The organism is Brevibacterium sp. JSBI002 (assembly GCF_026013965.1).
GTDB lineage: Bacteria > Actinomycetota > Actinomycetes > Actinomycetales > Brevibacteriaceae > Brevibacterium.
Map to the genome: position 1 here is coordinate 801,634 of NZ_CP110341.1, position 25,970 is coordinate 827,603.

Here is a 25,970-nt window from a genome sequence, read left to right on the forward strand (position 1 = left end):
TGCTGAGACATGACTTTCCATCTCCGGGCTCCCGGGGTACTGTTCCGGGAGCCCGGACCCCGTGAGAAGGAAACCCCGATATGACACAGGACACAACCTCGGCGAGTCCGAGGGGAAGCGTCGACGAAGAGGTCGATGAATGGATCGAGTCCTGGGAAGGGCTCGTCGGTGCGCGCGGAACCCAGCGCGCGGGCGAGATCATGGAGGCGCTGCGTGCACGCGCGGCCACGAACTCCGTTGCCCAGCCCAAGGTCACCACCACTGACTACGTCAACACCATCCCCGTTGACCAGGAGCCGTTCTATCCCGGCGAGGAGAAGGTCGAGCGCCGCTTCCGCCGCTGGCTGCGGTGGAACGCCGCCATGCTCGTCCATCGCGCACAGCGGCCCGAGATCTCCGTGGGCGGGCATATCTCCACTTACGCCGGCGCCGCCACGCTCTACGAAATCGGATTCAACAACTTCTTCCGCGGTCAGGACCATCCCGGCGGCGGCGATCAGGTCTTCTTCCAGGGCCATGCCTCACCGGGAATGTACGCCAGGGCGTTCCTCGAGGGCCGCCTGACCGAGGCCGACCTCGATGGGTTCCGTCAGGAGGTCTCGCGTGCCCCGCACGGACTGAGCTCGTATCCGCACCCGCGCCTGATGCCCGAGTTCTGGCAGTTCCCGACCGTGTCGATGGGTCTGGGGCCGATCAACGCGATCTACCAGGCGCAGATGAACCGCTACCTCCACAACCGCGGCATCTCCGACACCTCGGATCAGCGGGTGTGGGCGTTCCTCGGCGACGGCGAGATGGACGAACCCGAATCGCGCGGCGCCCTGCAGCTGGCCGCGAACGAAGGGCTGGACAACCTCACCTTCGTCATCAACTGCAACCTCCAGCGCCTCGACGGGCCCGTGCGCGGAAACGGCAAGATCGTCCAGGAGCTCGAGGCGACCTTCACCGGCGCCGGCTGGGACGTCATCAAGGTGCTGTGGGGCCGCGAATGGGACGACCTGTTGGCCAAGGACCGCACCGGCGACCTCGTGAAGATCATGAACGAGACCCTCGACGGTGACTATCAGACCTTCAAGGCCGAATCCGGCGGATTCATCCGCGATAACTTCTTCGGCCGCACCCCTGCCACGAAGGGGCTCGTCGACCACCTCTCCGATGACGACATCTGGAACCTCAAACGCGGCGGCCACGACTACCACAAGGTCTTCGCCGCCTACCAGAAGGCCGTGAACACCAAGGGCAAGCCGACCGTCATCCTCGTGCAGACCGTCAAGGGCTACGGTTTGGGCACGACGTTCGAGTCCCGCAATGCCACCCACCAGATGAAGAAATTCACCGCCGCTGACGTCAAGGCCTTCCGCGACCGGATGGACATTCCGATCAGTGACAAGGTCATCGACGACGACCCGTACGCCGTGCCCTACTACCACCCGGGCAAGGACGACGACGCGATCCAGTACATGCTCGATCGTCGGCGTCAGCTCGGCGGATTCCTGCCGGCACGGAAGCCGGAGAACAACAAGATCACCCTGCCCGCGCCCAGCGACAAGGCGTTCGCGCAGACGAAGAAGGGCTCGGGGCAGCAGATGGCCGCCTCGACGATGGCCTTCGTCCGGCTGCTCAAGGACCTCATGCGAGAGAAAGGGCTGGGCGAGAGGATCGTGCCCATCATCCCCGATGAGGCCCGCACCTTCGGCATCGACGCGTTCTTCCCGACCGCGAAGATCTACAACCCGAACGGGCAGAACTACCTCGCCGTCGACCGCGAGATGTTCCTGTCGTACAAGGAGGCCACCAGCGGTCAGCTCCTCCATGTGGGCATCAACGAGGCCGGTGCCGCGGCCGGATTCACCGCAGCGGGTACCGCGTATTCCACCCACGGCGAACCGATGATCCCGATCTACGTGTTCTACTCGATGTTCGGGTTCCAGCGCACCGGCGACGCCTTCTGGGCTGCCGGCGACCAGATGACCCGCGGGTTCATCATCGGCGCCACCGCCGGCCGGACGACCCTGACCGGTGAGGGCCTGCAGCACGCCGACGGACATTCCCCGGTGCTCGCGGCCACGAATCCGGCTGTGCGCGTCTTCGATCCGGCCTTCGGTTATGAGATCGGGCATATCGTCCGCGACGGTCTGCATCGCATGTACGGAGAGCACGACCTCGGCGAGGACGAGCGCAACGTCATGTACTACCTCACCGTGTACAACGAGCCGATGCTCCAGCCGGCCGAGCCGGAGGACGTCGACGTCGAGGGCATCCTCAAGGGCATCCACCGCGTCGCCGAGGCGGCCCCGGGCGACCGTCCGCACGCGCAGCTGCTGGCCTCCGGTGTGGCCGTGCCGTGGGCTCTCGAAGCCCGGGATCTGCTCGCCGCCGATTGGGGCGTCGACGCCGCCGTGTGGTCGGTGACCTCATGGGCGCAGCTGCGCCGCGACGGCCTCGAATGCGAAGCCGCGGAACTCAATGCCGCCGACGGCACCGAGGCGGCCGATCGCGTGCCGTACGTGCGTCAGAAGCTGGAGGGTCAGCCCGGCCCGATCGTGGCCACGAGCGATTTCGACTCCACTCAGCCGGACCTCATCCGGCCGTACCTGGACCACGATTTCGCGACGCTCGGCGCGGACGGGTTCGGCTTCTCCGACACCCGTGCCGCCGCGCGCAGGCACTTCAAGATCGACGCGCACTCAATGGTCGTGCGCACCCTGCAGCTGCTTGCCAAGCGCGGTGAGATCGACGGATCAGTCCCCGCCGAGGCGGCTCGACGTTATCGTCTGAACGACGTCAACGCCGGCACCTCGGGTACGGCCGGCGGAGACTCCTGACCGGTTCGGGAACCGAAGCCAGAGTCAGCGGCCGCTCTGCATCTCTGCGGAGATGCGGGCGGCCGCGTCTTTGAGCAGCGGGACGGCGCGATCGGCGAACGACTGGTCGACGCGGCTGATCGGCCCCGACACGGAGATCGCCAAAGGCGCGGGGGAGTCCGGGATGGCCATAGCGAAGCAGCGCACCCCGAGCTCCTGCTCCTGCTCGTCGATGGCATATCCGCGCTCACGGATGCGGCCCAGCTCGGCCTCGAGGTCCTCAATCGTCCCGATGCTGTACTCCGTGGGGGTCGGCATTCCGGCGGTGGCCGCGATATGCCGGACCTGCTCGGACTCGAGCCCCGCGAGGATGGCCTTGCCGACCCCGGTGGCGTGCATATGGGCACGGCGTCCCACCTCGGTGAACATCCTCATCTGGCGTTCGGAGGCGACCTGATCGACGTAGACGACCATGTCTCCGTCCAGCGTCGCCACGTTCGCCGACTCCCCGAGCTCGGAGACGAGCTCGCGCAGATAGGGGCGGGCGACGGCGCCGAGCTGGGAACCGGCGATATCACCGAGTCGCACCAGCCCGGGTCCGAGCGCATAGCCGCGGTCGGGCAGCTGACGGACCACACCGAGGTTGACGAGCGTGTTGAGCAGACGATGGATCGTCGGCAGTGGCAGATTGACGTCCGCGGCGATATGGCTCAGCGTCGCCGATCCTGCGGAGTTCGCGATGCACTCAAGCAGTCCGAATGCGCGTTCGACGGACTGCACGCCGCCCTTGGACTGGCGGATCGCCGGGGTGTCCTTGCTGCTCATCGAGGTTCCTTAATCTGTGGTGAGTCTCGGCAGTGAAACTCCGTTCAGTCTAGTCCCGAAATGGAAGAAACTTTCCGAATCCACTGACACCGTCTAGTATTTCCACTAGGCAAAAGTTGTTATCCATAATACGGAAACTCGATATCAAGGAGGATATTGCCAATGGTTGCCACCAGCCCCGGATATTCCATCACTCTGCGCGTCGGCACCGAGGTCGGTCAGGCCTCGACCTCCGACCTCGTCGCCGCGGCCGCCGCCACCGGTGCATCGGTCACCGCCCTCGATGTCGTCGAGTCCACTCCGCGCTCGGTCATCATCGACGTCAGCGCCGATACCCGCGATGTCGCCCATGCCGACGAGGTCTCCGATGCGCTGAGTGCGCTGCCCGGAGTCGACGTCCACAAGGTCTCGGACCGCACTTTCCTGCTCCACCTCGGTGGGAAGCTCGAATCCGCCCCGAAGGTGCCCCTGCGCAACCGCGACGACCTCTCCCGCGCCTACACCCCGGGTGTGGCCCGCGTGTGCAAGGCGATCGCTGAGAACAAAGAGGACGCGCGTCGGCTGACGATCAAACGCAACACCGTCGCCGTGGTCACCGACGGCACCGCGGTGCTCGGCCTCGGCGATATCGGGCCTGAGGCGGCCATGCCGGTGATGGAGGGCAAGGCCGTGCTGTTCAAGCAGTTCGCCGGTGTCGACGCCTGGCCGGTCGCCCTCGACACGAAGGACACCGAGGAGATCATCTCCATCTGCAAGGCCATCGCACCGGCCTACGGCGGAATCAACCTCGAAGACATCGCTGCCCCGCGCTGCTTCGAGATCGAGGCCCGTCTGCGCGAGGAACTCGACATCCCCGTCTTCCACGATGACCAGCACGGCACCGGCGTCGTCACCCTCGCCGCGTTGAAGAACGCGCTCAAGGTCGTCGACAAGAAGATCGAGGACCTGCGCATCGTCGTCTCCGGAATCGGCGCGGCCGGCAACGCCATCATCCGCCTCCTCCAGGTCGCCGGTGCCACCAACATCATCGCCTGCGGCCGCGACGGGGCGATCGGCCCCGACTCGACGGTCGACACCGACCACAAGCGGTGGCTGCAGGCGAACACGAACCCCGAGGGCTTCTCCGGCACCCTCAAGGAAGCCGTCGTCGGCGCCGACGCGTTCATCGGCGTCTCTGCCCCGAATGTGCTCGACGGTGACGATATCGCGGCGATGAACAAGGATGCGCTGGTCTTCGCCATGGCCAATCCCGACCCCGAGGTGGACCCCGCCGAGGCGGCGAAACACGCAGCCGTCGTGGCCACCGGCCGCAGCGACTTCCCGAACCAGATCAACAATGTGCTCGCGTTCCCGGGGATCTTCCGCGGACTCCTCGACGCCGAGGCCCGTGACGTCGATGAGAACATCATGGTCGCCGCTGCCGATGCCATCGCCTCATGCATCCCCGAGGACGAACTCCACCCCGGCTACGTCATCCCCTCCGTGTTCGATCCCGAGGTCGCGAAGAAGGTCGCCGAGGCGGTCGCCCGGGTCTCGTCCTGAACGTCGACGCTTCCTCCGAGAGTCGCCATGCCAAGGGACGGAGAATGAGAGACAATGAGGCCAGGCTCGCACACCGCCGCCTCGCCGTCGAACCCCGTGCAGAGAAAGAGAATGTGAAAGTGGAACGATCACCACTCGCCGATATCGACTCACTGCTGGGAGACACGGACGAGCTTCTGGCGACCGCGTACCCCGGTGATCGCGACGTCCGCCAACCCGTGCACACCGTGTACGTGCCCGGCGACCGCACGAGTGCCGACCTGCCGTACCAGTGGGGGCAGCAGGCGCTCGAATGCGTCGAGGCCCACGGCGGAATGCTGCAGCTGGCCGAACGCGTCATCACCGCCGCCCGGAAGGAAGGTCCCGCGGTCCCCGGCCAGGTCGTCAGCATCCACCAGGTGGCCCGCGAAGCCGAACTCCTCGCCGAGGCCGTCACCGCGAAACTCGAACGTGAGCCGATCGAGGACCTGCGTCTGGACTTCGAAGACGGATTCGGCGACCAGGGGGATGAGACCGAGGATCGGTGGGTCGTCCAGGCCGCCCGCGATGCGGTGGCCGGCCGCTCGGAGAAGGCAGCCCCCGGCTTCGTCGGCATCCGGTTCAAATGTATGGAGGCGGCGACCCGGGAACGCGGTCTGCGCACTCTCGACCTGTTCATCTCCGAGCTCATCAAGGCGGGCGGCAGCCTGCCGGAGAATCTCGTGCTCACCCTCCCGAAAGTCAGCACCGTCGATCAGGTCCGGGCGATGGTGCTCGCCGCACGAGCACTGGAAGCCGAGCACAGCCTCGGCGAAGGGACGATCACCTTCGAGATCCAGGTCGAGACCCCGCAGCTCGTGCTCGCCGCCGATGGCACCGTGCCGCTGGCGACGGCGCTGCAGGCCGGTGCCGGGCGCGTGACCTCGCTGCACTACGGAACCTATGACTATTCGGCGTCGATGGGAGTGGCCGCGGCCTACCAGGCGATGGACCACCCGGTCGCGGACTTCGCGAAGAACCAGATGATGCTCGCCGTCGCCGGCACCGGAGTCCACCTCTCCGACGGGTCGACGAACATCCTCCCGCTCGGCGACCCCGCAGAGGTCCACCACGCGTGGGCACTGCACGCCGGCCTCGTCCGCCGCCACCTCAAACGAGGGATCTACCAGGGCTGGGATCTGCATCCGCACCAGCTGCCGACCCGGTTCCTGGCGACCTTCGCCTTCTACCGCGAAGGCGGGCCACGGGCGGCTCAGCGGCTGCACGACTACGTGTTCAAAGCGGATTCGACGGTCCTCGACGAACCCGCGACCGCGAAGGCGCTCGCCCGCTACCTCGACAGGGGGCTCGTCTGCGGAGCCCACACCGAGGAGTTCGTGACCTCGCGGACGAATCTCAGCCTCACCCAACTCGGGCAGCTCGCCCGCACCGGCTCGCTCGACTGAGCCCACTGACCACCGACCGAAGGAGACCCTGCCCATGACGACGACCGACCCGTACACCTACTGGGCCCCGACCGGCGGCCACCCGCCGCAGTCCGATCTGCTCACCGACCGTGCCCTCGTCACCGAGGCCTATACGGTCATCCCGCGCGGAGTGATGCGCGATATCGTCACTTCGAATCTGCCCGAGTGGACCGGGACCCGGTCGTGGGTGCTGAGCAAGCCCGTGGCCGGGGGAGCGGTGACGTTCTCGCAGACGATCCTCGAGGTCGCCCCCGGCTGCGGCTCAGAGGCGCCGGAACCGCAGCCCGAGGTCGAAGGGTTCCTCTTCGTCATGGCCGGAACGCTCGAGGTCACCCATGAGGGCACCGCGCACACGCTGACTCCGGGTGGGTTCGCGTTCCTGCCCGCCGGATCGACGTGGTCGGCGACGTCCACCGGCACCGAGGCGGCCCGCTTCCACTGGGTGCGCAAACGCTACCAGCCCGTGGCGGGGCTGACCCCTGAGGCGAAGTTCGGCAACGAGGCCGATGTCGAACCGTCGCCGATGCCCGGAACCGACGGACGCTGGCGCACGACCCGCCCGCTCGACCCGGACGACCTCGCCTACGACATGCACGTCAACATCGTCACCTTCGAAGCCGGAGCGGTCATCCCGTTCGCGGAGACGCATGAGATGGAGCACGGCCTCTACGTGCTCGAGGGCAAGGCCGTCTACCGTCTCAACGGCGACTGGGTCGAGGTGCAGGAGGGCGACTTCATCTCCATGCGCGCCTTCTGCCCGCAGGCCTGCTATGCCGGAGGGCCCGGACGCTTCCGCTACCTGCTGTACAAGGACGTCAACCGCCAGGTCGAACTCTGACAGATACAGACAGGCGGCTGGCCGGAATCATTTCCGGCCAGCCGCCTGTCTGTGTCCGTCGGTCCACTCAGATGAGCTGCAGGGTCCGCGAGGTGTACTCGGAGACCTCCTTGAGCAGCGTCTCGTCATCGACGAGGTCGCGGCCCAGCGAGGGGATCATGTCCTTGACGGCGGACTCCCAGCCCGCGTACTGGCGCGGGAAGCAGGTCTTGAGCAGGTTGACCATGATCGGCACCGCCGTCGACGCACCCGGGGAGGCGCCGAGCAGAGCGGCGATCGACCCGTCGGCCGAAGAGATGAGTTCGGTGCCGAACTGGAGCACACCGCCCTTCTTCGGATCCTTCTTCATCACCTGCACGCGCTGACCGGCCTGGATGAACTCCCAGTCGGAAGGATCGATGCTCGGGATGAACTGGTGCATCGCCTCGAAGCGGGCCTTCTTCGTCGCAGCCAGCTCACCGAGCAGGTAGGTGACGAGGTCCGTGTTGTCCTTGGCGACATTGAGCATCGTGGCGAGGTTGTTCCCGCGCACCGAGAACGGCAGGTCGGTGAACCGGCCCTTCTTGAGGAACTTCGGCGAGAACCCGGCGTAGGGGCCGAACATGAGGTAGTCCTTGCCGTCGACGACGCGGGTGTCGAGGTGCGGCACGGACATCGGGGGAGCACCCTGAGCCGCCTGACCGTAGACCTTCGCCTGGTGACGGGCGACGAGATCCTCGTTGCCGGTGCGGAGGAAGATTCCGGAGACCGGGAAGCCGCCGTAGCCGCGGCCCTCGGGGATGCCCGACTTCTGCAGCAGCGGCAGGGCGCCGCCGCCGGCGCCGACGAAGACGAACCGCGCGCCGATCCGGTGGGACTCGTGGGAGAGCAGATCCTTGACGGTGAGGTTCCACCCGTCGGAGGCGCGCTCGAGATCGGTGACCTGGTGGCTGGTGCGCACGGTTGCGCCCTTGTCCGCAACGTAGCTGAGCAGTTGGCCCGTCAGCGACCCGAAGTCGACATCGGTGCCCTGCTTGATCCGCGAGATGCCGTTGACCTGGCCCGGTCCGCGGCCCTCGAACATCAGCGGCAGCCATTCGGCCTGAGTCGCCGGGTCGTCGGTGTACTCCATCTCGGCGAACAGCGGGTTGCGCACCATCGTCTCGTAGCGGCGTTTGATGTAGTCACGGCCCTTGTCGCCGCGGCCGTAGCTGACGTGGGCGATGGGGTTGATGAAGGACTTCGGGTCGGTGAGCACACCGGTGTCGACGAGATGCGACCAGTACTGGCGCGAGTGGTGGAACTGCTGGTTGATCGTCGAGGCCTTCTCCAGGTCGATGTTGCCGTTGGAGTCCTCAGGAGTGTAGTTGAGTTCGCAGAGTGCGGCGTGGCCGGTGCCCGCATTGTTCCACGGGTCCGAGCTCTCAGTGGCTACATAGTCGAGCTTCTCGTAGACACGGATGTCCCAATCGGGCTGAAGTTCGGTCAGCATGGCGCCCAGAGTGGCGCTCATGATGCCGCCGCCGATCAAGACGACGTCGACTTTTTCCTGCGGTGCGGGCATTTGGACTCTCATTCCTCGTCTCTGACTACTTGTATTCGTCTCTCAGGGTACTCTCCGGCATCAGCCCACCTGTAACCCGGGAGGAGGGAACGAAGCGTCGCGAGAGCATTCTCACAGCGGATGGGCGTCCGGCCCGACCGCCCGTTTCCGACCATTCGGACGCTTTGGCAAGACAGTCTGTGTTGCCCGCCACAAGATATGCAACTATGGGCACATGTCCAAACGTTTCCTGCTCCGTGACGCGCTCGCCGAATTCCCTCCCTACGTCCCCGGCAAGCCTCCCGTCGCATCCCCCGGCCTGACCCCGTACAAATTGTCTTCGAACGAGAACCACCTGCCGCCGTTGCCGGGTGTCGTTGAATCGGTGGCATCCGCCTCGGCGATTCCGGGGAACTACCCCGATCCCACCGCAGCCGCGCTCGTGGCCGATATCGCCTCCCACCTCGATGTCGAACCTGCCGAGGTGGTCCCGGCGCCGGGGCCTCCGAGGTCCTCACGGCGCTGACGAACATCACCCTCGAAGCGGGCATGTCCGTGGTCTATCCGTGGCCGTCGTTCGAGATGTACCCGATCCTCGCCTCGGCGCGGGGCGCGGAGAAGCGCCCCGTCGCTCTGCTGGAAGACGGTTGCCATGACTTCGCCGGGCTGGCTGCCGCGATCGATGACACGACCCGTCTCGTGCTGCTGTGCTCGCCGAACAATCCGACCGGACCGACGATCACCGATGCCGAACTCGAGGGATTCCTCGCCGAGGTGCCCGAGTCCGTCATCGTCGTCCTCGACGAGGCGTACCTCGAATTCGCCACCGAGGCGGCCGACTCCCTCACCGCTCGCGCCAAGCACCCGAATCTCGTGCTCGCCCGCACCTTCTCGAAGGCGCACGGCCTGGCAGGTCTGCGCGTGGGCTACGGCATCGCCGACGCCGAGATCGCCTCGGCGATGCGCCAGGTCATCGCCCCGTTCTCCGTCACCGCCGGTGCCCAGGCCGCCGCCCGGGAATCCCTGGCACGCGTCGACGAGGTGGCCGTGCGCGCCAAGGAGGTCGCTGCGGTACGCGACCGGTTCGCGCACGATCTGCGGGAGCTGGGTCTGTCCGTGCCCGATGCTCAGGGCAACTATGTGTGGATCGCGCTCGACCCCGAGGCGGCCGTCGCCTTCGAAGGCGAGTGCGCGAAGCAGGCCGTTGCCGTGCGTCGCCTGCAGGGCGGGGTGCGTGTGAGCATCGGTCCCGATGAGGCTCTCGACCGCGTGCTCAAGGTCGCCGCTTCGCTGTGACGATGAGTGCGGAGGCCACGGTGGGCGCTGATCTGGACGGACTTGCGGCCGAACTGAGTTCGGGCGCCCTGGTCACCGATCGGGATGTCATCGACTCCTATTCGGCGGACAAGGCCCTGTTCTGTCCGGTGGGGACCGCCTCGGCGCTCGTGCGAGCTGCCGACGTCGATGATGTGGTCGCGGTGATGCGGTTTGCCACCGCGCATCGGATCCCGGTGGTCACTCAGGGTGCCAGGACGGGTTTGTCGGGGGCGGCGAACGCCACCGACGGGGCGCTCCTGCTCAACGTCGCGAAGCTGAACGCGATCGTCGACATCGACGAGGTGAACCAGACCTGCCGTGTCCAGCCCGGTGTCATCAACCAAGACCTCAAATCGGCTCTGGCCGAGCACGGTCTGTCGTATCCGCCGGATCCGGGGTCGGTGGCGATCTCCACGATCGGCGGGAACGTCGCGACGAACGCCGGCGGCATGTGCTGTGTGAAATACGGGGTGACGCGAGACTACGTGCGCGGTCTGACCGTGGTCCTCGCCGATGGGACAGTGACCCGGTTGGGTCGGCAGACGGCGAAGGGTGTGGCCGGTCTCGATCTGGCGGGTCTGTTCGTCGGGTCCGAGGGGACTCTGGGAGTCATCGTCGAGATCACCCTCGGGCTCAGACCTCTGGTGACTCCGCCGGTGACCGGTGTCGGGATCTTCCCGGACTTGGAATCGGCCGGGCATACGGTCTCTGAGTTCATGGCCTCCGGGGCGGCCCGTCGATGCTCGAGCTCATGGACGGAGGCACCGTGGGCATGATCAATGCCTATGGTGATTTCGGGCTGCCCGACGGGGCCGGTGCGCTGTTGTTGGTGCAGTCGGATGCTCCGGGGCAGGCCGGTGTGACCGAGCTGGAATCGTTCGAGGCGATCGCCAGAGCGCAGGGCGCCGATGAGGTGTTCTTCTCCGATGATCCGGCGGATTCGGAGATGCTGGTCGCGGCTCGTCGGGCTGTGTCTCCGGCGATGGAGAAGTACGTGTCGGGGCTTGGTGGGGGAGAGCTCATCGATGATGTGTGCGTTCCTCGGTCCCGCCTCGGCGAGTTCTTCGCCAGGTTGGACGAGATCGCGGCCCGGCATTCGGTTGAGGTGTCCACGGCCGGGCACGCCGGGGATGGGAATATGCATCCGAGTGTGCTCTTCGACGCCCAGGATGAGGCGAGTGTGGCCGAGGCGAAGGAGACGTTCGCTGAGATCATGCAGCTGGGTCTCGATCTGGGTGGGACGATCACGGGTGAGCACGGGGTCGGGTATCTGAAGAAGGACTGGCTGGTGCGCGAACTCGATGCGGGTGCGCGAGCGCTGCAGACCTCGATCAAGGCGGCGGTGGATCCGTTGGGGATCCTCAACCCGGGCAAGATGCTCGGCTGAGATCTCGGGTGATCGAACTCAGCCCGGTCGACGCATGTCGAAACGCTGATCCGAGCTGATCCCGAAGTATGCGGTCGGTCCTCCGCCGCGCAGCACCGGTTCGGCGGCGACTGTGTCGACGATCCCGTTGTCGAGCAGGGATTCGTCGAGATGGACACCCACCACTTCGCCCACGGTGAACCACGAACCCGAGCCTTCGCCGTCCGAGGTGCGGAGATCGATGATCTGGGTGACTCGGCATTCAAAAGTCGCCGGTGAGGCTGCCACGCGTGGCGCAGAGACCTCCACGGACTCGGCCGCCTCGACTTCTGCGGCGGAGAACTCGTCGACCTCAGCGGTGGTCGACGAGGCGTTCATCGCCTCGGCGAGGGGCCGAGTGACTAGATTCCACGTGAACTCCCCAGTCTCCCGGCAGTTGGCGACGGTGTCCTTCCACGCGTTACTGGAGAAGCCTACGAGCGGTGGAGAGTAGTTCAGCGCATTGAAGAACGAGTAGGGCGCGAGGTTGCGACGTCCGTCGGCATCGAGGGTGCCGATCCAGCCGATGGGACGCGGCGCGACGATGGCGTTGAAGGGGTCGTGCGGCAGGCGGTGGCCCTCGGACGGGCGATAGAAGTGGGTCACCCGACCTATTCAAGCAGGTGTTCGGGGAGAGCGCACTGTGCGGGACGGTCTCTGTCTGGTTTCGTCCGTGACAAGATGATGACGGAGTGTGGCGCTCCGTGACACCGCTCACACACTGGCTTCCTGGCGCGGTCTACCGTGATGGCATGACTCTTACCCAGCTGCCCGTCCTCGACCTCAGCCTCGGCGATGACCCTGCGACCGCGGCCGACTTCCGCGCCGAGCTGCGTCGCGTCACTCACGAGATCGGCTTCTTCTACCTCACCGGCCACGGCATCTCCGACGCCGAATTCAGCCGCATCATCGATGTCGCCCAGAACTTTTTCGCACTGCCCGAGGACGAGAAGCTCGCGATCGAGAACACGAACTCCCCGCACTTCCGCGGCTACACCCGCACCGGCGGCGAACGCACCCAGGGCCGCGTGGATTGGCGCGAGCAGATCGACATCGGCCCCGAACGCGCACCCGTGGCCGAACCGGTCAACGACTTCGACCATCTCACCGGACCCAACCAGTACCCGGAATCGCTGCCCGAGCTGCGGGAGGCCACGGACTCCTGGCATGCGCAGCTGAGCCAGGTCGCGCACGCCTCCTCGAACAGTGGGCGCTCAGCCTCGGCCAGCCCGGCGATCATTTCGCCGACGCGTTCGCCGAGGATGCCGAATCCTTCATCAAGATCGTTCGCTATCCCGAAGCCGAGTCCGAGTCCGTGACCCAGGGAGTGGGCGAGCACCGCGACGGCGGCACCCTGACCCTGCTCTACCCGCAGCCGGGCACCACCGGTCTGCAGGTGCTCACCGACGACGGTTGGATCGATGCGGATCCGATCGAGAACACCTTCGTCGTCAACATCGGCAAACTCCTCGAGGTCGCCACGAACGGCTACCTCAAAGCCACCGTCCACCGGGTCCTGCCGACCGGTCCCGGCCAGGACCGCATCTCCATCCCATTCTTCTATAACCCGGCGCTCAGCGCCCGCCTGCCCGAGGTCGCACTGCCCGACGAACTCGCCGCCGAGGCCCGCGGGGTCACCGACGACGAACGCGACGCCCTCTACGCCGTCTATGGGGAGAACGCCTTCGCCTCCCGACTGCGCTCCCACCCGAACGTCGCCGAGAAGTTCTACCCGGAGCTCGTCGGCGCTCAGGGTTGAGGGATCGCGTCAGCGACTGGTCCGCTCCGACAGCTCTGCGATGTCGTCGGGACGGACCCGGCAGCAGCCGCCGATGATCCGTGCGCCGAGGCGGGTCCACTCCGCCACCGGCCACGACCCGACGCCGGGCTCCGCGCCGTCGTGCCACGTCAGAGTGTCCGCGTCGTAGGTTTCGCCCGAGTTCGGGTAGGCGATGAGCGGCAAATCCATGTGCTTGGACAGTTCGCTCAGCGCCGGGGTCACGAGGGACGGGCGAACGCAGTTGACCCCGACCGCCCGCACGCTCGCCGAGGCGGCCACCGCCTCGGCGAGGTCCGCCAGGGTGCTGCCGTCGGGCATGGTCGGCGCGGTCGTGTCCGTGGTGCCCTGTAGAGTCACGGTCACCCAAGCCGGAAGGCCGATGTCCTCGGTCAGAGCGATGAGGGCGCGGATCTCATCGAGGCGCGGTTGGGTTTCGATGGCGAGCAGGTCCGCACCCGCCTCGGCGAGGGCTTCGATGCGCGGACGATGGAAGGCGGTGTAATCCTCAGGACTCCGGTGATAGCTTCCCGTGTACTCGGCGCCGTCGCCGAGCGCCGCACCATACGGGCCGACAGACCCGGCGATGAGGATACTTGTGCCTGGTGTGGCATTGCGATCTGCCGCAGTGCGCGCGATGCGCACGCTGTCGCCGATGATCCGGCTGCCCTCCTCGGCGCTGATTCCCGCCTCGGCGAACCCGAGCGGGGATGCTTGGTAGCTCGCGGTCGTGAGCACCTGCGCCCCAGCGGCGACGAAGGCGGTGTGCACGGCCATCAAGGTGTCGGGGTCACGGCGGATGAGCTCGGCCGACCACAGTGCGTGGTCGAGGTCGATGCCGCGATCCTCGGCGGCACTGCCCAGCCCGCCGTCGATGACGATGGGGGCGGCCGCCTCGGCGAGAGTGAGCATCTGGGTGAACGTCATGGACTTAGTTAAGCTTGTCTGGTGACTACAGACGAAACTCCGGCAGCATCCGAGACCGCCCTCATCAACGACCGATCGCAGTTCGGCTTCGAGGTGGGCACCCGCATGGACACGGGCGGACGCACCGGAGTCATCCACACTCCGCACGGCGACATCCAGACCCCCGCGTTCATCCCCGTCGGCACGAAGGCCACGGTCAAGGCCGTGCGCCCCGACGAGGTCGCCGAACTCGGCGGCCAGGCGGTGCTCTCGAACGCCTACCACCTCTACCTGCAGCCGGGATCGGACCTCATCGACGAGGCCGGCGGGCTGGGGAAGTTCATGAACTGGCCCGGACCCACCTTCACCGACTCCGGCGGGTTCCAGGTGATGAGCCTGGGCTCGGGGTTCAAGAAGGTCATCTCGATGGAGTCGACGGGGGAGCAGAACGACGAACTCGTCGCCGTCGGCAAGGAGCGGCTGTCGAACGTCGACGATGACGGGGTGACATTCAAGTCCCACCTCGACGGCTCGATGCACCGGTTCACCCCGGAGATCTCGATGCGGGTGCAGCACGAACTCGGCGCCGACATCATGTTCGCCTTCGACGAGCTGACCACGCTGGTCAACACCCGTGGCTACCAGGAGGAATCGCTCGAGCGAACCCGACTGTGGGCGATCCGCTGCATCGAAGAGCACTTCCGCCTCACCGAGGAGCGGTCGCATCGTCCATACCAGGCGCTCTTCGGGGTGCTGCAGGGTGCGCAGTACGAGGATCTGCGGCGCAAGGCCGCCCGGGACCTCGGCGCGATGGACTTCGACGGCTACGGCATCGGCGGTGCACTGGAGAAGGAGAACCTCGGCATCATCATCCGCTGGGTGTGCGAAGAGCTGCCGGAGAACAAGCCGCGGCACCTGCTGGGCATCTCCGAACCCGACGACCTGTTCGAAGCGATCAAGACCGGCGCGGACACCTTCGACTGCGTCTCGCCCTCCCGCGTGGCCCGCAATGCCGCCATCTACACCCGCGACGGCCGGTACAACCTCACCGGCGCGAAGTACCGGCGCGACTTCGGCCCGCTCGACCCCGACTGCACGTGCTACACGTGCCAGAACTACTCACGGGCGTACCTGCGGCACCTGTACAAAGCGAAGGAGATGCTCTTCTCCACCCTGTGCACCATCCACAACGAGCACTTCGTCGTCTCGCTCGTCGCCGAGATCCGTCAGGCGATGATCGACGGCCGCTTCGACGAACTCGAAACCGAGGTCCTCGGCCGGTACTACGCAAAGAAGTAGCCGCGCTTCCGGCGGTCGCTGCGGTCGCCCGCCGGTCCCACGCGCTTCCGCCCGTAGGTGAGTCATCGACTTCCGATCAGCACATCGAGTTCTATCTCGATGACCTGACCAGAAGTCGATGTCGGCCAGGGACAAAACTCGATGACACTCGCCGACAACCGCTTTCCGTTCGGGGCCGGCCACACTGCGTCCGGTCGGCCTAAGCCCGGGCCTCGTCGAGTTCGTAGCTGGGTTCGTGGCGTTTGACGAGCTTGATGACCCGATAGGTCACAGGCAGGAAGATGATCTCGACGGCGACCTTGTAGACGAAGCCGACGATGATGTAGTTGAGGAAGTCGAGTCCCGGGATGACACCGGCGAAGGCGATGATGCAGAACAGCAGCGTGTCGACGAACTCGCCGACACCGGTCGACGTGAGCAGCCGCACCCACAGCTTCGACTCGCCCATGCGCTTCTTCACTGCCACCAGCACCCACGAGTTGAGCAGCTGGCCGACGAAGTAGCCGACGAGGGAAGCCGCGACGATGCGCGGGTAGAAGCCGAGCACGGCGGCGAAGGCGTCCTGGTTCTCGTAACCGGGCCCCGGAGGCGAGATGAGTACGAGCCAGAAGACGAAAGTGGCCAGGATCTGCAGGGCGAATCCGGTGATCACGGCCTTGCGAGCGGCTTTGAAGCCGTACACCTCGCTGATCACATCGCCGAGGATGTACGCGATGGGGAAGAGGGACGCGCCGCCGTCGGTGACGATCGGACCGAAGCCGATGACCTTCGTGGCCGAGATGTTCGAGATGATGAGCACCGCGCAGAACACGGCCAGGAAGACCGCATAATAGCGGCCCCGGGAGGAAGCGAAAGCTGCGAATCGTGCAGCCGAGGTGGTGGTGTGCGCCGGATCGGAGGTGCGATCCGGCTGCCCAGACTCTGCTTCGGAACGTCCGGACTCGGCCTCAGGCCTCTTCTGCGACAACGGTGATTTCCTTTCCTCCGGTGACCGTGAGCAGCTGCTCATACGTCAGGGGCACCATCGAATTCGGTGTCCCCGCGCCGGCCCAGAGAACAGGATAGTCCTTCAGCGACACATCGACATAGGTGGGAATCGGGCCCGGGTGCCCGCAGGGAGCGACCCCGCCGATGACCTGCCCGGTGGCCTCGCGGACGAGTTCCTTCGACGCCCGGTCGAGGGAATCGACGCCGATGAGTTCGGCGACATGTGCGGTGTCGACCCGGTGGGAGCCCGAGGCCATGATGAGCACGGGGCCGCCGGCGGAGGAGAAGATGAGGCTGTTCGCGATCGCCCCGACCTCGATGCCCAGCGCTTCGGCCGCCGCGGTCGCCGTCGGCGTCGAACCGTCGAAGATCTCGATGCGCGGATCGATGCCCGCAGCCGCGAGATCAGCGGCGACCGCCTCGTGGTTGGGGTGGTCCCACTTCGCCGAGGCGGCTCCGGACTCGGTCTCGGTCGTTTCCTCCTCCTCGTCCTCCCCGTCGACCTCGGTGACGGGTTCCGCGAGTCCACGACGACGCAGCAGGGGCGCGACGTCAGGGCGGGTGCCGAAGAAGCGTTCGATCGCCGACATCGGATCGACCGAGTAGCCGGGAGCGAGGATAGCCTCGCGGAAGGCGTCTCCGGCCTCGCGGTTGAGGCCGCCCTGGGATTCGAACCATTCGCTCACCCAGGCGGCGATGACCTCGGAGTAGAGGTAGGAGTAGTAGCCGGCAGCATAGCCGGAGGCGAAGATGTGCCCGAAGTAGGTCGACCGATAACGCGGGGGAACGAGCGGCGAGAAGCCGGCGGCGGCGAGCACCTCGGATTCGAAGGACAGCACATCGGTGATGTGCTCTCCGGCCTCGAGCGAATGCCACGACAGGTCGAGCATGGCAGCGGCGAGGTATTCGATGGTGTCGAAGCCCTGCCCGAACTTCTCACTGGCGATGAGGGCGTCGACGAGTTGGGCCGGCATCGGCTCACCCGTGTCTACGTGTTTGGCGAAGTGGGGCAGGACCTGCGGGTGGAAACGCCACATCTCATTGAGCTGGGACGGGAACTCGACATAGTCGCGAGGGACTGCGGTCCCTGCAGTCGACGGGTAGGTGGAGTTCGCGAAGAGCCCGTGGAGGACGTGGCCGAATTCGTGGAAGAACGTCGTCAGCTCGGTCGGATTGAGCAGAGTGGGCCGACCCGGGCCAGGCTTGGCGAGATTGAGGGAGAGGGTGACGACCGGCAGCAGACCGGTCAGCCGGGAGGCGGGAACCAGCTGGTCCATCCAGGCTCCGCCGCGCTTGGTGTCCCTGGAATACGGGTCGATGAGGATGAGCCCCAGGTGACGTTCGTTGACGTCGGTGACCTCATAGGCGCGCACGTCCTCGTGCCAGGCGGTGACGCCGTCATAGGAAGCGAAGGTGACGCCGTAGAGTCCGGTGGCCGCGCGGAAGACACCTTCGGTGAGCACGGTGTCGAACTCGAAGTACTTGGCCACCTCGTCGGGGTCGATGCCGAATTCGTCGGCCCGGTACTTCGCGAGGTAGTACTTCACGTCCTCGGGCGCGACGTCGTCGAGTCCGTAGCGGTCCCGAACCAAGCCGAGCTCCTCGTCGAGCTGAGCCTTGGCGGGGTTGATCAGGGAGGACACGATGTCTGCAGCGGCGTCCGGATTGCCGGCGGTCTGGTTGTCGACGGCGTAGGAGGAGAACGAGGGATACCCGAGCAGATTCGCCTGCAGGGCCCGCAGCGCCGTGGTGTCGGCGACCTGGGTGCGGGTGTCGCCTTCGCCGCCGCGGGATCCGCGCGCCATCGAATTATTCAGCACGTGCCGGCGGGTCTGTGCTGTCTCGAGGGATTCGAGCACGAGCTGCTGGGTGAAGTTGTTCAGCGGCAGCAGGTAGCCGTCGACACCGCGTTCGGCTGCACGATTCGCCGCTGCCGCGATCTGATCGTCGTTCATCCCGGCCAGGGATTCGGCCTCGCTGAGGTGGACGGCCAATTCGCGCGTATCGAGCTGCAGCGCGCGGGAGAAGGAGTTCTCCAATGTGGTCAGTTCGGCCGCGATCGTGGCCATCTGCTCGCGTTCTTCTTCGCCGAGGCGGGCTCCCGCACGCACGAACTGATCGATGGTCAGTTCCTGCTGACGCTTGTCCTCGGGGTTGAGGTCGGAGACCGAGACCTGCTCGATGCGGTGGAAGAGGTCCACGTTCAGCAGGATCTCGGTCTCGGTGGCCGAGAGGAGCTCCCAGGTCTCGGAGATGGCGTCCGTGAGTTCGGGGCGCAGATGATTCGATTCGATGGCAGCTGCCACGGAGGCGATGCGGGTCATCGGCACGGACGCGGATTCGAACCGCACGGTGGTGGAGAAGAACGTGGACTCGGCGTCGTCGGCGACGATGGCAGCCACCTCGGCGTGGGCGAAATCGGTCGCCGTGTGAACCGCGGTCAGCAGCGTCTCCGGGGTGACTGCGGCGAAGTCGGGCAGTGAATAGTCGGTCTGCGGGTCGAGGAACGCTTCCCAGACATCGATGCTGTTCGGATCTGCGTTCATTCTCGACGATTCACTTTCTTAGCGGTTGAGGGTTCGCTCCGATCCTAACGTGAGTCGACCGACCAGTGCATGATCGCTGGTTACACTGGTTTCCATGGGCACTGGGCAGGGCAAGTCCCTCACACTCAACAGCGCGTTCCGGCTCGGTTTCACCGGCGCCTTGGGCGTGGGGCTGGCGATCGTGGTGATGACGGCGCTGCAGTCCGTGGCGACCGTGATCATCTACATCGGTCTGGCGCTCTTCCTCGCTCTCGGGCTCGAACCGATCGTCCAGTGGTTCGTCGACCGCAAGGTGCCGCGGTCGTTGTCGGTGCTCATCGTCGTCGTGGCCTTCATCCTCATCGTCGTCGGCGTCGCACTGCTCATCGCGCCGGCCGTGATCAGTCAGATCCAGACGTTCGTCGCGGATCTGCCCGGGATCGTGGCGAACCTTGCGACGACCGGGTGGGTAACGGAGCTCGAGGAGCAGTTCACCGGCGCGATCGACATCGATGCGGTGTTCGCCAACATCGCGGACTGGGCCTCGGATCCGAAGAATGTGCTCTCCCTCGGCGGCGGCGTCGTGTCGATCGGGGCGGGGATCTTGAGCTTCCTCACCGGCGTGATCATCGTCGTCATCCTCACCATCTACTTCGCCGTGTCCATGCCGACGATCAGATCCGCGATGTTCTCCCTGGTCGCGGCCTCATCGCGACCGACGGTCGAATCCGTCACCGAGGAGGTCACCCGATCCATCGGACGCTACGTCCTCGGTCAGGTGTCGCTGGGTGTCATCAACGGCGTATGCTCGGCGATCTTCCTCACCATCATCGGCGCCCCGCTGCCGGCGCTGTTGGCGTTCGTGGCGTTCCTCGCCTCGCTCATTCCCCTGGTCGGCCCGATCACCGGGGCGATCATCATCACTGCGTCCTGCCTGATGGTCTCGCCCGGGCTGGGCATCACAGCCGGAATCTACTACCTCGTGTACATGCAGGTCGAGGCGTATCTGCTCAGTCCGCGGATCATGAACAAGGCCGTCGACGTGCCCGGTGCCCTCGTCATCATCGCTGCGATCGCCGGCGGAACCCTCGGCGGTGTGCTCGGTGCGGTGGTCGCGGTGCCGGTGGCCGCCTCGGCGCTCATCATCATCCGCAAGGTCGTCGTTCCGGCGCAGGCGAAGAAGTAGGAACGGCGGATCGGACCTCAGCCGTGGTCGTCGTTGCTGCCGGAATCGATTCGGGTGACGAGGACGTGGATGATGAGCTTGACGATGAAATAGGCGCCGAAATAGGCGACTGCCGCGAACACGAGGCTCATGAGCAGGTTCCCGTCACCGCCGAGACGGGGCAGCACGACGAAGATGGCTGCGGTGATCGCCGCGAGATACGGGATCAGTCGGAGGACGGGGGATTCGGGCTCGCTCATGGGGCTGAGTCTAGCAACGGGGTACCGAAGCATCGATGCGGAGTCTAGGGTGGAGCCCATGACTGAAGCCGACTGGAGAGCTCAGCGCGACGAGGCCGTGCCTAAGGAAGTGGAACGGCTGCTCGCAACCGTGCCGGAATGGTTCGGCAGACCCGAATCCAACGCCGAATACATCGACGACGCGCGCCGCCTGGAGACGTGGACGGTCCGCGACGAACGTGGGCGAGTCGTCGGAGTCACGCTGGTGACGCATCATTTCCCGCAGACCAGTGAAATCCATTTCACCGTCGTCGACCGCTCCTTCCACGGCGGGGGAGTCGGGACTGCGATGATCGAGGCCATCATCGAGGATGTGCGGGCCCGAGGGGCGCGGCTGCTCGAAGTGAAGACCTTGGGTCCGTCGAAGGACGATCCGAACTATGCGCGGACCCGTCACTTCTACGAGAAGATGGGCTTCCTGCCTCTGGAGGAGAACGACCTGTGGGGAGCGGACACGCCCTGCCTGATCATGGTGAAGCCGGTGGCATACCCTGCTCAAGACGATCAGCGGACGATAGGTAACTGATGCCCACTTCTCACCGGCTGCCATCGTGGCCCGCGACTGATCCAGAATTCGGCGCGGTCCGACTACGGCGCGTGGAACTTCGTGATGCGGCTATGGCCCGCGACCTGTCCACCGATCCGTACGTGCCGCTGACAGGAACTCTTCCCGGGCACGCCAGCCGTGAGGAGGCTGAGTCCTGGGTTCGCAGACAACAGGGGCGTCATACCGAAGGTCGGGGTTTCTCGTTCACAATCGCGCGGCACTCCGACGATGAGGCAGTCGGCCATTGCGGTCTGTGGCTCAAAGACCTTGCAGACGGCCGAGCCAGTGCAGGCTACGCGATAGCGCCCTCGTCGCGACAGTGCGGGTACGCAGCCGAGGCCCTCGCTGCACTGACGAACTTTGCCTGGACCATTCCCGGGCTGAGCCGAGTCGAACTCTTCATCGAACCGGGGAACACCGGGTCTCTGCGGACCGCTGACTGAGCAGGATATGTACGCGAACGAGTGCTTGTGGAACATCAGGAGATCGGCGGCACTCGGCGAGACATGGTGCTGTACGCCGCAAATCGCCCACCTCCGGAGTCGGATGAATGAGTTCGAATAATGCAATGGACTTGACCGAAAAACTCAACGGCATTCGCGCCATCGTCTTTGATGTCGGCGAGACTCTGGTCAGTGAGGCCCGAAGTTGGTCGGAGCTTGCGAACGAAGCGGGAATCTCGGAGTTCACTTTCTTCTCTGTGTTCGGGTCACTGATCGAAAGGAGAGTTGATCATCGAACTATATGGGACGAACTGAGAGTGCGACCGCCCGCAGGTAAAACTGCAGTCACACCTGCGGACCTATACGCAGACGCAGCTGCGTGCATCGAGGCAGTCAAGACATCTGGAAGAATCGTGGGTATCGCGGGCAATCAGCCAATTGGAATTGAGCGACAGCTAAGGGCTATCGGACTGTCCCCTCACTTTCTGGCTTCATCGGCAACATGGCGTGTGAGCAAGCCGGAGCCCGATTTCTTTGATCGCATAGTCGATGCCGCAGATGTCGAGGCTGGTCAGATTCTCTATGTCGGAGACAGAATCGACAATGACATCGTCCCTGCGAAGCAAGCAGGAATGATGACAGCATTCGTCCAGCGGGGGCCTTGGGCTGTCATCCAACGGAAGTGGTCGGAAGCGAGAGCCGCCGACATCTGGCTGGAATCGCTCGAAGCACTAACAGAAGGTCTGTGTGGAACGGATTCTCAGAACTCGATCACGAAGCAATGACGGCTATTGTCCGCGCCTGGGTTCCGACCTAAGGTGAGAGGACGCGGACACATCCGCTCCGCGCCTCCGACCGCAATCGGACGAGGGGTGGATGGACTCACACGAAGGAGTGTCATGGCAGTCTACTCAGCACCCGGTACCGACGGCGCGCTCGTCACGTTCAAGCCCCGTTATGAGAACTACATCGGAGGAGAGTGGGTGCCGCCGAAGGACGGCAACTACTTCGAGAACATCACCCCCGTCACCGGGCAGGCCTTCGCCGAGATCCCCAGTTCCACCGCAGATGATGTCGAAACCGCACTCGATGCAGCCTGGGCAGCGGCACCGGCCTGGGGCAAGACCTCGGTCGCCGAACGGTCGAACATTCTGCTCAAGATCGCCGACCGCATCGAATCCAACCTCGAGATGCTCGCCGTCGCCGAAACCTGGGACAACGGAAAGGGAATTCGCGAACCCCTGGCAGCAGACCTCCCGCTGGCCGTCGACCACTTCCGCTACTTCGCCTCAGCCATCCGGGCGCAGGAAAGCGGCATCTCACAGATCGACGACGACACCGTCGCCTACCACTTCCACGAGCCCCTCGGCGTGGTCGGACAGATCATTCCCTGGAACTTCCCCCTGCTCATGGCCACATGGAAGCTCGCACCGGCGCTCGCCGCCGGCAACTGCGTCGTCCTCAAACCTGCCGAGCAGACTCCGGCATCGATCCTCGTCCTCGCCGAACTCATCGGCGACCTGCTGCCTCCCGGCGTCCTCAACATCATCAACGGATTCGGCGTCGAAGCCGGCAAACCGCTGGCGTCGAACAAACGCATCCGCAAGATCGCCTTCACCGGAGAGACGACGACCGGTCGCCTGATCATGCAGTACGCCTCGCAGAACATCATCCCGGTCACCCTCGAGCTCGGCGGCAAGTCACCGAACATCTTCTTCGACGACGTCATGGCCGCCGACGACAGCTTCAGAGACAAGGCGCTCGAAGGCTTCGCGATGTTCGCTCTCAACCAGGGCGAGGTCTGCACCTGCCCGTCGCGTGCACTCGTCCAGGACTCGATCTTCGACGACTTCGTCGCCGCCGGCGTCGAACGCGTCCGCTCCATCAAGCAGGGCAACCCGCTCGACACCGACACCCAGGTCGGCGCACAGGCCTCGAACGACCAGTTCGAGAAGATCATGTCCTATCTGAAGATCGGCAAGGATGAAGGCGCCGAGGTGCTCATCGGCGGCGACAAAGCCGAACTCGACGGTGACCTTGCCGGCGGCTTCTACATCCAGCCGACGATCTTCAAGGGCACGAACAAGATGCGCATCTTCCAGGAGGAGATCTTCGGACCCGTCGTGGCCCTGACCTCGTTCTCCGACTACGCCGACGCGATCGCCACAGCCAATGACACGCTCTACGGCCTCGGCGCCGGAGTCTGGGCCCGCAGCGGCAACACCGCCTACCGAGCCGGACGCGACATCCAGGCCGGACGCGTCTGGGTGAACAACTACCACGCCTACCCGGCCCACGCCGCGTTCGGCGGATACAAGTCCTCGGGCATCGGACGAGAGAACCACAAGATGATGCTCGACCACTACCAGCAGACGAAGAACCTGCTGGTCAGCTACTCCGAAAATGCACAAGGATTCTTCTGATGAGTGAAACAGCCGAAACAGCCGCCCTCGAATCGACACCGACGATCGAGGGCGAAGAGAAATCGCGAGTGGCGATGACTCAGGCCGCCATCGACCTGCTCGCCGACCTCGTCGACAAACACGGACAGCTCATGTTCCACCAGTCCGGTGGCTGCTGTGACGGCTCGTCGCCCATGTGCTTCCCCGAAGGCGACTTCCTCACCTCGGAAGCCGATGTGCTGCTCGGCCACTTCGACCTGCCCATCGACGATGCCGAGAAGGCCGGACTGGACTTCTGGATGTCGACGGAGCAGTTCGAGTATTGGAAGCACACGCATCTGACGATCGATGTGGTGCCGGGACGGGGGAGCGGCTTCAGCGTCGAATCACCGACGGGAAACCGCTTCATCATCCGCTCGACGCTCATGGACGTCGGCTGAGTCGAGTCGCGGCCGGGTAGCCGGCGCAGCTGATTCTCGATTGTGTGGTCGATCCACGGCGTTTCCCGCGAGGAAATCGACGCGGATCGACCACACAATCGACGCCGTAGGACGCATGCAGCCACCGCGCCTGCGAGAAGAGGTCACTTCCCGGCGTTCAGCACCTCGGGTTCGCCGAGGGAGAGCATCAGTCGGTTCGCCCAGTTGAAGAAGGCGGCACAGCTGAGTGCGTCGATGATGTCGCCGTCGCCCAGACCCGCCGCACGCAGCTGCTCGACGTGTGCGACGCCGAAGGACTGCGGGGTCAGGGTCAGCGCCACCGAGGCATCGACGACGGCATCCCACACCTGATCACCGAGGTGGCTCTGCGTGCCGATTCCCTCGTCGAGGAGGCGCTGGACACCGTCCCGACGCCCGGATTCCTCGGTGGCCCGGTCGGCGTGGACCGACGCACAGAACAGGCACCCGTTGAGACGGGAGGCCGCGGTCGCGGCGAGTTCGCGTTCGGCTCGACCGAGCCCGTCGGTGGTGTTGAAGAAGATGTCGAAGTCGGTCAGAGTTCGTGCTTTGAGTGCGGCAGGATCTCGGGCCAGCAGCCGGAAGTACGGATTCTTCGCCCGCCCCGCCTCGATCAGTGCATCCCGTTGGTCATCGCTGAGGTCCGCCTCCGCGACGGGGGCGATCCACGGCACCCAGCCGAGCCCGCCCTGCTGGAACAGCTTCGGGCGGTGGAGATTCGGATACGTCTTCACCCTGTCGCCGACGGCCTGCAGAGCTTCGTCCACTCTCACCGAGGCGGGGCCGTCGTCGGCATCGTCCGTCTCGTTCGCGGATTCGCCTTCCGACCGGTCCATCTGGTGCGGTTGAGTATCCGCGGTCGCTGTGGCCGCATCGGTGAGTGCGGCGAGTCCGGTGCTGATGCGGATCTGGAAGTTGAGGAACGACACGAGCTGAGCGAGGGTGACGATGCCGCCCTCGTCCCATCCCGCCTCGAGCAGAAGCGCGAGGTGACCCGGGCGGCTGTCGCGCGGATGGAGGACGAGAAGATGAGCGAATTCGAGTCCTGCCGTCAGCTTCTCGCCGAGTCTCTTCGCCGTCGCCTCGGCGGCGGTGAACCACGGCCCGGGAACGTTCTCGCCCGCCAGCGCCTGGGACTCGAAGTCTCCGTACGGCCCACGTCGCACCGAATCCGCAGCGGTCGCCTCATCGAGGAGTTCGGCGACGGCCCAGGACACGGATTCGTCTTCGTCACGCAGCAGATCACGGTAGAACTCCTCGGCCCTTGCAGACCCGAGCAGACCCGCGGTGAATGCGGCGACCGCATAACGGTCGCGGAAGCTCACGCCCTTCGGATCGGCGGGTTCGAGCAGAGCCTCGAAGCTCAGCTGAGCATTCTCCTTCGCCTGTGCCCGGTGATCACGCAGGCCATCGAGAGGATCATTCGCCGCGATTCCGGCGAGGAGGTTGATGATATCGGCCATC

At 65.3% G+C, this 25,970-nt stretch carries 23 protein-coding genes and 1 pseudogene; 16 read left to right on the plus strand and 8 right to left on the minus strand.

Annotated elements, in window-relative coordinates:
• Positions 1 to 80: 80 nt before the first annotated feature.
• On the plus strand, positions 81 to 2,825 hold the full coding sequence (gene aceE / locus LJ362_RS03450) for a pyruvate dehydrogenase (acetyl-transferring), homodimeric type (RefSeq protein ID WP_264800770.1): 2,745 nt from the start codon (positions 81 to 83) through the stop codon (positions 2,823 to 2,825).
• Between the two features lie 24 nt (positions 2,826 to 2,849).
• Here aceE and LJ362_RS03455 read toward each other — a convergent pair whose 3' ends face one another.
• Positions 2,850 to 3,629, minus strand: a complete 780-nt coding sequence (locus LJ362_RS03455) for an IclR family transcriptional regulator (RefSeq protein ID WP_264800772.1) — start codon at positions 3,627 to 3,629, stop codon at positions 2,850 to 2,852.
• 162 nt (positions 3,630 to 3,791) lie between these two features.
• Between LJ362_RS03455 and LJ362_RS03460 the strand changes: the two genes are divergently transcribed.
• From LJ362_RS03460 to LJ362_RS03470, 3 genes are all read left to right on the plus strand, one after another.
• A complete protein-coding gene (locus LJ362_RS03460; protein WP_264800773.1) occupies positions 3,792 to 5,171 on the plus strand; it encodes an NAD-dependent malic enzyme in 1,380 nt (459 codons plus the stop codon).
• 119 nt (positions 5,172 to 5,290) lie between these two features.
• A complete protein-coding gene (locus tag LJ362_RS03465; RefSeq protein WP_264800774.1) occupies positions 5,291 to 6,595 on the plus strand; it encodes an HpcH/HpaI aldolase/citrate lyase family protein in 1,305 nt (434 codons plus the stop codon).
• A 34-nt stretch (positions 6,596 to 6,629) separates the two neighbouring features.
• On the plus strand, positions 6,630 to 7,454 hold the full coding sequence (locus LJ362_RS03470; protein WP_264800775.1) for a bifunctional allantoicase/(S)-ureidoglycine aminohydrolase: 825 nt from the start codon (positions 6,630 to 6,632) through the stop codon (positions 7,452 to 7,454).
• A 67-nt stretch (positions 7,455 to 7,521) separates the two neighbouring features.
• On the opposite strand, the gene LJ362_RS03475 is transcribed toward LJ362_RS03470, so the two are convergent.
• Positions 7,522 to 8,997, minus strand: a complete 1,476-nt coding sequence (locus LJ362_RS03475) for a malate:quinone oxidoreductase (RefSeq protein ID WP_264800776.1) — start codon at positions 8,995 to 8,997, stop codon at positions 7,522 to 7,524.
• Positions 8,998 to 9,211: 214 nt separating this feature from the next.
• On the opposite strand from LJ362_RS03475, the gene LJ362_RS16870 reads away from it, so the two are divergent.
• Genes LJ362_RS16870 through LJ362_RS16880 form a run of 4 tightly spaced genes read left to right on the plus strand, consistent with a single transcriptional unit; the run spans position 9,212 to position 11,680 of the window.
• Positions 9,212 to 9,502, plus strand: coding sequence for a hypothetical protein (locus LJ362_RS16870; protein WP_320109148.1), 291 nt, complete (start codon positions 9,212 to 9,214; stop codon positions 9,500 to 9,502).
• A 23-nt stretch (positions 9,503 to 9,525) separates the two neighbouring features.
• Positions 9,526 to 10,272: a pyridoxal phosphate-dependent aminotransferase gene (locus LJ362_RS03480; RefSeq protein WP_320109149.1), complete on the plus strand. Its 747-nt coding sequence runs from the start codon at positions 9,526 to 9,528 to the stop codon at positions 10,270 to 10,272.
• Between the two features lie 20 nt (positions 10,273 to 10,292).
• Complete coding sequence (locus tag LJ362_RS16875) at positions 10,293 to 11,069, plus strand: FAD-binding oxidoreductase (protein WP_320109150.1); 777 nt, start codon at positions 10,293 to 10,295, stop codon at positions 11,067 to 11,069.
• Positions 11,045 to 11,680, plus strand: a complete 636-nt coding sequence (locus LJ362_RS16880) for an FAD-binding oxidoreductase (protein WP_320109151.1) — start codon at positions 11,045 to 11,047, stop codon at positions 11,678 to 11,680. Before LJ362_RS16875 ends, LJ362_RS16880 begins: the two co-directional genes overlap by 25 nt.
• Before the next feature lie 18 nt (positions 11,681 to 11,698).
• Here LJ362_RS16880 and LJ362_RS03490 read toward each other — a convergent pair whose 3' ends face one another.
• A complete protein-coding gene (locus LJ362_RS03490; RefSeq protein ID WP_264800779.1) occupies positions 11,699 to 12,304 on the minus strand; it encodes a flavin reductase family protein in 606 nt (201 codons plus the stop codon).
• Positions 12,305 to 12,450: 146 nt separating this feature from the next.
• Here LJ362_RS03490 and LJ362_RS03495 point away from each other — a divergent pair.
• Positions 12,451 to 13,457: pseudogene (locus LJ362_RS03495) on the plus strand (isopenicillin N synthase family dioxygenase).
• A 9-nt stretch (positions 13,458 to 13,466) separates the two neighbouring features.
• Here the strand turns inward: LJ362_RS03495 and mmuM are convergent.
• Entirely contained in the window at positions 13,467 to 14,402 is a 936-nt protein-coding gene (gene mmuM, locus LJ362_RS03500) for a homocysteine S-methyltransferase (RefSeq protein WP_264800780.1), read from the minus strand.
• 21 nt (positions 14,403 to 14,423) lie between these two features.
• On the opposite strand from mmuM, the gene tgt reads away from it, so the two are divergent.
• Positions 14,424 to 15,680, plus strand: coding sequence for a tRNA guanosine(34) transglycosylase Tgt (gene tgt, locus LJ362_RS03505; RefSeq protein WP_264800781.1), 1,257 nt, complete (start codon positions 14,424 to 14,426; stop codon positions 15,678 to 15,680).
• Positions 15,681 to 15,879: 199 nt separating this feature from the next.
• Here tgt and LJ362_RS03510 read toward each other — a convergent pair whose 3' ends face one another.
• Entirely contained in the window at positions 15,880 to 16,647 is a 768-nt protein-coding gene (locus LJ362_RS03510) for a queuosine precursor transporter (protein WP_264800782.1), read from the minus strand.
• The gene (locus LJ362_RS03515; RefSeq protein WP_264800783.1) at positions 16,628 to 19,213 is read right to left on the minus strand and encodes a M3 family metallopeptidase; all 2,586 of its coding nucleotides are present in this window, start codon (positions 19,211 to 19,213) and stop codon (positions 16,628 to 16,630) included. Before LJ362_RS03515 ends, LJ362_RS03510 begins: the two co-directional genes overlap by 20 nt.
• 94 nt (positions 19,214 to 19,307) lie before the next feature.
• On the opposite strand from LJ362_RS03515, the gene LJ362_RS03520 reads away from it, so the two are divergent.
• Positions 19,308 to 20,378 carry an AI-2E family transporter gene (locus LJ362_RS03520; RefSeq protein ID WP_264800784.1) on the plus strand — a complete coding sequence of 357 codons (1,071 nt, stop codon included), beginning with the start codon at positions 19,308 to 19,310 and terminating at the stop codon, positions 20,376 to 20,378.
• Positions 20,379 to 20,395: 17 nt separating this feature from the next.
• On the opposite strand, the gene LJ362_RS03525 is transcribed toward LJ362_RS03520, so the two are convergent.
• A complete protein-coding gene (locus tag LJ362_RS03525; protein WP_062861149.1) occupies positions 20,396 to 20,617 on the minus strand; it encodes a hypothetical protein in 222 nt (73 codons plus the stop codon).
• 58 nt (positions 20,618 to 20,675) lie between these two features.
• On the opposite strand from LJ362_RS03525, the gene LJ362_RS03530 reads away from it, so the two are divergent.
• The 5 genes from LJ362_RS03530 to LJ362_RS03550 all read left to right on the plus strand — a co-directional run bounded on the left by LJ362_RS03530 (position 20,676) and on the right by LJ362_RS03550 (position 24,488).
• Positions 20,676 to 21,182 (plus strand): GNAT family N-acetyltransferase, encoded by a 507-nt coding sequence (locus LJ362_RS03530; protein ID WP_264800785.1) that lies wholly within the window; start codon positions 20,676 to 20,678, stop codon positions 21,180 to 21,182.
• Entirely contained in the window at positions 21,182 to 21,646 is a 465-nt protein-coding gene (locus tag LJ362_RS03535; RefSeq protein WP_264800786.1) for a GNAT family N-acetyltransferase, read from the plus strand. Before LJ362_RS03530 ends, LJ362_RS03535 begins: the two co-directional genes overlap by 1 nt.
• A 125-nt stretch (positions 21,647 to 21,771) precedes the next feature.
• The gene (locus tag LJ362_RS03540) at positions 21,772 to 22,431 is read left to right on the plus strand and encodes an HAD family hydrolase (RefSeq protein WP_264800787.1); all 660 of its coding nucleotides are present in this window, start codon (positions 21,772 to 21,774) and stop codon (positions 22,429 to 22,431) included.
• Between the two features lie 114 nt (positions 22,432 to 22,545).
• On the plus strand, positions 22,546 to 24,069 hold the full coding sequence (gene adh / locus LJ362_RS03545; RefSeq protein ID WP_264800789.1) for an aldehyde dehydrogenase: 1,524 nt from the start codon (positions 22,546 to 22,548) through the stop codon (positions 24,067 to 24,069).
• Positions 24,069 to 24,488 carry a DUF779 domain-containing protein gene (locus LJ362_RS03550; protein WP_139469337.1) on the plus strand — a complete coding sequence of 140 codons (420 nt, stop codon included), beginning with the start codon at positions 24,069 to 24,071 and terminating at the stop codon, positions 24,486 to 24,488. Before adh ends, LJ362_RS03550 begins: the two co-directional genes overlap by 1 nt.
• A 143-nt stretch (positions 24,489 to 24,631) precedes the next feature.
• Here LJ362_RS03550 and LJ362_RS03555 read toward each other — a convergent pair whose 3' ends face one another.
• Positions 24,632 to 25,969: an alkylhydroperoxidase domain protein gene (locus tag LJ362_RS03555; protein ID WP_264800791.1), complete on the minus strand. Its 1,338-nt coding sequence runs from the start codon at positions 25,967 to 25,969 to the stop codon at positions 24,632 to 24,634.
• Between the last annotated feature and the right edge of the window lies 1 nt (position 25,970).

Bases quoted from the DNA above. Each gene is read 5' to 3' on its own strand.
- LJ362_RS16870 (WP_320109148.1), top strand. From the start codon at position 9,212: ATGTCCAAACGTTTCCTGCTCCGTGACGCGCTCGCCGAATTCCCTCCC.
- LJ362_RS03480 (WP_320109149.1), top strand. From the start codon at position 9,526: ATGTCCGTGGTCTATCCGTGGCCGTCGTTCGAGATGTACCCGATCCTC.
- LJ362_RS03475 (WP_264800776.1), bottom strand. From the start codon at position 8,997: ATGCCCGCACCGCAGGAAAAAGTCGACGTCGTCTTGATCGGCGGCGGC.
- LJ362_RS16880 (WP_320109151.1), top strand. From the start codon at position 11,045: ATGGACGGAGGCACCGTGGGCATGATCAATGCCTATGGTGATTTCGGG.
- LJ362_RS03540 (WP_264800787.1), top strand. From the start codon at position 21,772: ATGGACTTGACCGAAAAACTCAACGGCATTCGCGCCATCGTCTTTGAT.
- mmuM (WP_264800780.1), bottom strand. From the start codon at position 14,402: ATGACGTTCACCCAGATGCTCACTCTCGCCGAGGCGGCCGCCCCCATC.
- LJ362_RS03515 (WP_264800783.1), bottom strand. From the start codon at position 19,213: ATGAACGCAGATCCGAACAGCATCGATGTCTGGGAAGCGTTCCTCGAC.
- LJ362_RS03460 (WP_264800773.1), top strand. From the start codon at position 3,792: ATGGTTGCCACCAGCCCCGGATATTCCATCACTCTGCGCGTCGGCACC.
- LJ362_RS03530 (WP_264800785.1), top strand. From the start codon at position 20,676: ATGACTGAAGCCGACTGGAGAGCTCAGCGCGACGAGGCCGTGCCTAAG.
- LJ362_RS03470 (WP_264800775.1), top strand. From the start codon at position 6,630: ATGACGACGACCGACCCGTACACCTACTGGGCCCCGACCGGCGGCCAC.
- LJ362_RS03535 (WP_264800786.1), top strand. From the start codon at position 21,182: ATGCCCACTTCTCACCGGCTGCCATCGTGGCCCGCGACTGATCCAGAA.
- LJ362_RS03455 (WP_264800772.1), bottom strand. From the start codon at position 3,629: ATGAGCAGCAAGGACACCCCGGCGATCCGCCAGTCCAAGGGCGGCGTG.
- adh (WP_264800789.1), top strand. From the start codon at position 22,546: ATGGCAGTCTACTCAGCACCCGGTACCGACGGCGCGCTCGTCACGTTC.
- LJ362_RS03520 (WP_264800784.1), top strand. From the start codon at position 19,308: ATGGGCACTGGGCAGGGCAAGTCCCTCACACTCAACAGCGCGTTCCGG.
- LJ362_RS03525 (WP_062861149.1), bottom strand. From the start codon at position 20,617: ATGAGCGAGCCCGAATCCCCCGTCCTCCGACTGATCCCGTATCTCGCG.
- LJ362_RS03555 (WP_264800791.1), bottom strand. From the start codon at position 25,969: ATGGCCGATATCATCAACCTCCTCGCCGGAATCGCGGCGAATGATCCT.
- aceE (WP_264800770.1), top strand. From the start codon at position 81: ATGACACAGGACACAACCTCGGCGAGTCCGAGGGGAAGCGTCGACGAA.
- LJ362_RS03550 (WP_139469337.1), top strand. From the start codon at position 24,069: ATGAGTGAAACAGCCGAAACAGCCGCCCTCGAATCGACACCGACGATC.